We start from the raw sequence: 5,858 nt of genomic DNA on the forward strand, positions 1-5,858 counted from the left end.
ATTAAGAAAGATTGCACCATAACGCACTAGACTGGAAACCGTCAGCATTAAGCGAAAAACTCTAGTCCAAGACTAAGTTTCGAACTAGGCAATAATCCAATCTCATTTTGAATGTCAAATATAGATTATTCAAAACTTACTATTTAGCACCAACACCTACTCTACCGTTACAGACTTGGCAAGGTTACGAGGTTGATCTACATTGCAACCGCGCATCACGGCTATATGATAAGAAAGCAACTGCAAAGGAATCACCGACACCAAGGGAATCAAGGCCTCGTGCATGGCAGGAATTTCGACCACATAATCTGCCATCGTTGGAATTAACTTGTCACCTTCGGTTACAATAGCAATCACCTGACCTTTACGAGCTTTCACCTCTTGGATATTCGAAACCACTTTGTCGTAAGAGCTATCTTTGGTTGCAATAAATACTACTGGCATTTCTGCATCAATCAAGGCAATAGGACCATGCTTCATTTCAGCAGCAGGATAGCCTTCGGCATGAATATAAGAAATCTCTTTTAATTTTAAAGCGCCTTCCAAAGCTACAGGGAAGTTGTAGCCACGTCCCAAGTAGATAAAGTTACGAGCGTCTTTAAATTTCTCTGCAATCTCCTTGATTTTGCCATCACTTTGTAAAACTGTTTCAATTTTATGAGGAATGCGCTCCAATTCAAACAATAGTCTTCTAAAGGTATCCTCATGCAATGTTCCTTTTTTGCGAGCAACCGCAATGGCCATTTGTGTAAGCACGATAACTTGAGCTGTAAAAGCTTTTGTGGATGCTACCCCAATTTCAGGTCCAGCATGAGTATAGGCACCCGCATGAGTAGCACGAGGAATAGATGAGCCTACGACATTACAAACACCAATAATCGTAGCCCCTTTTGACTTGGCTAGTTCAATTGCCGCCAATGTATCAGCGGTTTCGCCAGACTGAGATATCGCAATAACAAAATCCCCTTCTTTAATGATAGGATTGCGGTATCTAAATTCTGAAGCATATTCTACTTCCACGTTGATACGGGCTAATTCTTCAAAAAGATACTCTGCCACTAAGCCCGCATGCCACGAAGTCCCACAGGCCACAATCACAATACGTTTGGCCTTTGCAAGTTTGTCTATATATTCACGCAAGCCACCCAGTACTAAATGTCCATTATCTGCATTGACACGACCACGAAGACAATCTGCTACCGAACGAGGTTGTTCGAATATTTCTTTGAGCATAAAGTGCTCATATCCTCCTTTTTCGATAGCCTCAAGTTCTAACTCTACCGTTTGTATATACGGAGATTGTAGTGCATTATCAATGTTTTTAACCGTTAACTCACCCTCACGTACTACAGCAATTTCGTAATCGTTCAGATAAATCATCTCGTGCGTATACTCAATAATGGGCGTGGCGTCAGAAGCAAAGAAAAACTCCTTCTCTCCTACCCCAATCACCAAAGGAGAACCCTTTCGAGCAGCAATCAATTGCGTTGGATTACTAGCATCCATTATCACAATGGCATAAGCTCCTACAACCTCCTTCATCGCCAAACGTACCGCCTCTTCTAATGAACAGCCTGCATTGATTTGGATATCTTCAATAAAATGAACAAATACTTCTGAATCGGTATCAGAGTGAAACTCATGTCCTTTTTTTATCAAATTTTTCTTGATAGAACTGTAGTTTTCGATGATACCATTATGAATAATCGCTAAGTTACGACTAGCAGAATAATGCGGGTGAGCATTTCGGTCGTTGGGCTCGCCGTGGGTTGCCCAACGAGTGTGTCCAATGCCAATGGTACTATGGAGTGTTTCGTTGGTAATTGCCTCCTCTAAATCCTTTACCTTACCTTTTTTCTTGTAAACATTTAATGCTCCGTTCAACAATGCTATACCAGCACTATCATAACCACGGTATTCCAAACGTTTTAAACCTTTGAGAATCAAAGGTGCGGCGTCACGATGCCCGACATAGGCTACAATTCCACACATAGTATAATGATTATAGTTTGAAAATTTGATTGATTATAGTTGTTTTATTCTTGTGTTTGATGTGTAAAAATAATCAAAATGCCTTAACTATCATGATTTTTTACTAAAAAATACGGCAATATATTACTGCAAAATAAAAAGCGGAATACTCAACAATGAGTATTCCGCTTTAAAGTAGTAGCAAAAATTTTGCCAACTATTACTTAGAAATATGTGTGTAATAGATTTTCAATTTAATATTTTTTGCATTAAAAACTGCCTGTACTGGTTCTACCGAAACGATTCTCGAACTAGATAATACCGAAACAGAAGTAGCAGTACTTGATGCTAAACCAATCCAAGTTGGTGTTAGAATCCATCCATTAGAGGTTGCTCTACCCGATAAAATGTTTTGAAGAGCCGACGTTACGTTAAACGTATAGCTATTGGCTTTTGTAGCATAAGAGGCAATTTGAGTCTCGCTATTAGCATAAACAAAACCATTGGTCGAGGTATTGCGTAATGGACGATTAGCTCCATTTTCCTGAATTGCCACCAGATTGGTAATTCGAGAGAAGCCCGATAGAGGCTGGTCTGGTTCTAAAACCAATTCGGCTTTGTTGATAGCTATATTTTTATTGTTTTTCAAACTCAATAAAGTAGGGAACTTCAACTTCAGTGCCAAACCTGAGATATTATCCATATACACATAACCACCAGCATCCGATGACTTAAGCGCATCAGCAGCTTTTTTGATGTTGGCCAAAGCACCCTTTCTATTTACGGTAACGTTGGTCCAGCGAACATTTTGTTCGCCTGTCGCAGCAGTACCATTACTCAAATAGAATGAAGTAGTTTTATTGACACTCACGGTAGTATCGACCCCTGTGGTTTTTCGATAAGTATAAGTATAATGATAAGAAAGATCCATCATACTCTGAGCCACCGAAAAGTAAGATAAAGCGGAATTTTGACTCGTTTCACTTACCAATACAAAGCCTTTTATTACATCCTTGAACTTATCATAAACTACCGCATTAGCACTTGAAAGATTACGTTTTGCAAAAATCTCTCTGGCAAGAGCCATTGGTAGAGGTATCTTCACATAACTGTACTTTGAAGTATCTTCAGAAGTAGAATTGGCATTTCTGATAGGCTTCAAAGGATTTCTAGTCACTGTTGCTAATGGCGTAGGATCGTATTCAGGTAGTGCATCGCCCGTATTGTAAACTTTACTTACAGTTGGGGTTGCAGAGCTTTTTACCCTGTAAAGCTTGAAAGTTTGGGCTTTTGTAGTATCACCTGCCACACGACGAAAAACCAAATAGAGCGCAAGAGAATCCACAGATTCTACCAAAGATGCTTTGTAGGCGTTAGTTCCAGCGGTATCAATTTTAATCGTATCGATATTGGTTGGCTGGAAGAAAGTCTTAGCTGTGTAATCACCAAAAACTGGATGGCTCATACTTCCAACAAACACCGACGGAATACCAGAAGTCTGCATCGAGTCTAATTGAATTGTAGACGCCTCTACCGTCAGCGTGTCGGTATAGGCTAGGCCGATATCTTGACCAAAAAGCTCCGTACCGATTTCTTCAGGGTCATCACAGGCCATCAAGAACGCACCAACAAGGAGCACCCAAAGGTTACGCACTTGCCAAATCTGTGTAAAGGTTGTAGTAGCTCTCGATATTTTCTTCAGGAACAAACTCGATTTTTTTGTCTGGTAATTCATCAACAATTGTGTTAAATTTCTCCGTAACTTCTTCTTCTGAGGTAATCACAGTATCTGCATACTCTGCGCCAATTTTGATAAAGCCAGCATAGTCAGCCGTTTTCAAGCTATCTAGCATAGTATCCTCTATGTCCATCAACTTCACTTTCTCGTACAAACTATTTGCTTCAAATTTGTGAGAAAAAGCACTATTATAAACTGAGAATACGACTTTAGCATCTTTGAACATTGGATCGTTCTTGTAAGTTGTTTTTAAGTACAACGGCACAAGCGACGTCATCCAGTCATTGCAATGCACAATATCCGGAGCCCATCTTAATTTCTTCACGGTTTCTAACGAGCCCTTGCAAAAGAATATTGCTCGCTCGTCATTGTCCGAGTAAAAGTTGTCTTCTTTGTCGGTGAAAACAGTCTTACGTTGGAAGTAGTCTTCGTTATCAATAAAATACACCTGCAATTTTGCTGATGGCAAACTTGCTACCTTTATGGTCACAGGCTTATCATCATCGCCCACAGGAACGGTGAAGCCCGATAATCTTACTACCTCATGAAGACGGTTTTTACGTTCATTGATCAACCCGAATCTTGGCACCAAGATTCTAATCTCCATTCCCTTTTCTTGCATGGCCGCTGGCAATTTTCTTACAAAATCAGCTACCTGAGTAGTAGAAAGGAATGGGTCAACTTCGCTGGCAACGTAAAGGATACGCAATTTAGACATTGTTGTCGTAGTTAGGAGCTTAGTAGTTGTTAAAAAGTGTTAACTGTTGTAAAATTTAACAAGTGTTTTATCGAGCAATTTATCTCCTATCAATCACCCAAACCTTGCATACAACCAATCAACGCTAACAAAAAACAAGCACAGATTTCGAAAAAAATTATGCAAAAATATAAAAAAAATACGGAAATTCCACAATCATTTTGCGAAGAATGTAAAAGAACCCCGTAGTTTTGAAGTTTTTTTGCCTTCTTCATCCACTCAACTACCCAACTTATACAAGCGTGGGCAATAGATTTTATAGACTAACTAAAACAAAAACAGGATGTTAGTATTTCATCAAATTTCCACTTTACAAAAACATCTCAAACAACTTCGTACGCAAGGCTTATCAGTAGGGTTAGTTCCAACTATGGGTGCTCTGCATCAAGGACATATCTCTCTTATTAATCAGGCCAAAGCCCAGTCGGATGTAGTAGTTTGCAGTATTTTTGTAAACCCTACTCAATTTAATAATTCGCACGACTTGGCTGTTTATCCACGCACCCTCGAGGCCGACAGTCAAATGTTGAAAGATGCAGGTTGTGAGATTTTGTTTGCGCCTTCAGTCGATGAAATGTATCCCAAATTGCCTTCTATGAAGTTTGATTTTGGGGCATTAGAAACTGTCATGGAAGGTGCCTTCAGACCCGGGCATTTTAATGGAGTAGGTATTGTTGTTTCAAAATTATTTCACATTATTCAACCCGATAAAGCATTTTTTGGACAGAAGGATTTACAACAGTGCGCCGTAATTTCATGCTTGGTCAATGAACTAAGCTTTAATCTGGAACTTGTGATTTGTCCTACCCAACGCGAAGAAGACGGCCTAGCAATGTCTTCAAGAAACAGAAATCTTAGTCCGGAGCAGCGTGCTATTGCCCCGTTTTTGTATCAAGCCCTCAACAATGCAAAGGCCGGCCTCTTACAAGACAAAGCAGTATCGGTAGTAAAATCCGAACTCGCGGACTTTCTAAAAACAATCGAGGGTATTGAGTTGGAATATTTTGAAGTCTCTGATTTTGATACTCTTCAACCATTCAACGGCACTTTATCACAAAATTCTGAAGGAGGTAAAATAGCATTATGTATTGCCGCCTTTTTAGGTAAAACCCGCCTGATAGATAATATTGTAATATAGTTTTGGTAAATAAGTGGCCGTTTCTATCCAGTAAGAATTAGTCCTTTTAATTATCAAATAACTCTTTACATAAACTATCTTTGTGCAATTATTGAGGCGTGTGCTTTGTTACACACTCAAATATTTGCAAATTTTAACTACAAAGTCATGTTTATTCATGTCATGAAATCAAAGCTCCATCGTGTTAAAATCACGCAAGCGGAGCTCAATTATGTAGGTAGCGTTACAATCGACGAAGATTTGATGGATGCTGC

Annotated in this window: 5 protein-coding genes; 2 read left to right on the forward strand and 3 right to left on the reverse strand. The window is 39.4% G+C overall.

Annotated features, from left to right (window positions below; all coding sequences use genetic code 11):
• Window positions 1-156 precede the first annotated feature (156 nt).
• The 3 genes from glmS to ACOVQ4_RS23580 form a co-directional block, all read right to left on the reverse strand.
• On the reverse strand, window positions 157-1,992 hold the full coding sequence (gene glmS, locus ACOVQ4_RS23570; RefSeq protein ID WP_421823035.1) for a glutamine--fructose-6-phosphate transaminase (isomerizing): 1,836 nt from the start codon (window positions 1,990-1,992) through the stop codon (window positions 157-159).
• A gap of 199 nt (window positions 1,993-2,191) precedes the next feature.
• Window positions 2,192-3,706 (reverse strand): DUF4270 family protein, encoded by a 1,515-nt coding sequence (locus ACOVQ4_RS23575; RefSeq protein ID WP_421823036.1) that lies wholly within the window; start codon window positions 3,704-3,706, stop codon window positions 2,192-2,194.
• The gene (locus tag ACOVQ4_RS23580) at window positions 3,618-4,427 is read right to left on the reverse strand and encodes a glycogen/starch synthase (protein ID WP_421823037.1); all 810 of its coding nucleotides are present in this window, start codon (window positions 4,425-4,427) and stop codon (window positions 3,618-3,620) included. Before ACOVQ4_RS23580 ends, ACOVQ4_RS23575 begins: the two co-directional genes overlap by 89 nt.
• A 322-nt stretch (window positions 4,428-4,749) precedes the next feature.
• Here ACOVQ4_RS23580 and panC point away from each other — a divergent pair, with 322 nt between their 5' ends.
• Together panC and ACOVQ4_RS23590 are read left to right on the forward strand one after the other, a co-directional pair.
• Window positions 4,750-5,604, forward strand: a complete 855-nt coding sequence (panC, locus tag ACOVQ4_RS23585; RefSeq protein WP_421823038.1) for a pantoate--beta-alanine ligase — start codon at window positions 4,750-4,752, stop codon at window positions 5,602-5,604.
• Window positions 5,605-5,751: 147 nt separating this feature from the next.
• Window positions 5,752-5,858: aspartate 1-decarboxylase (locus tag ACOVQ4_RS23590; protein WP_421823039.1), on the forward strand; the 107-nt coding region annotated here is incomplete at its 3' end.

The sequence above is a fragment of the Flectobacillus sp. genome, assembly GCF_049240685.1.
In the GTDB taxonomy this organism is placed as follows: domain Bacteria; phylum Bacteroidota; class Bacteroidia; order Cytophagales; family Spirosomataceae; genus Flectobacillus.

What these genes read in the sequence shown, in the direction of transcription:
- ACOVQ4_RS23575 (WP_421823036.1), bottom strand. Translation starts at nt 3,706, where the DNA reads ATGAATTACCAGACAAAAAAATCGAGTTTGTTCCTGAAGAAAATATCG.
- ACOVQ4_RS23580 (WP_421823037.1), bottom strand. Translation starts at nt 4,427, where the DNA reads ATGTCTAAATTGCGTATCCTTTACGTTGCCAGCGAAGTTGACCCATTC.
- panC (WP_421823038.1), top strand. Translation starts at nt 4,750, where the DNA reads ATGTTAGTATTTCATCAAATTTCCACTTTACAAAAACATCTCAAACAA.
- glmS (WP_421823035.1), bottom strand. Translation starts at nt 1,992, where the DNA reads ATGTGTGGAATTGTAGCCTATGTCGGGCATCGTGACGCCGCACCTTTG.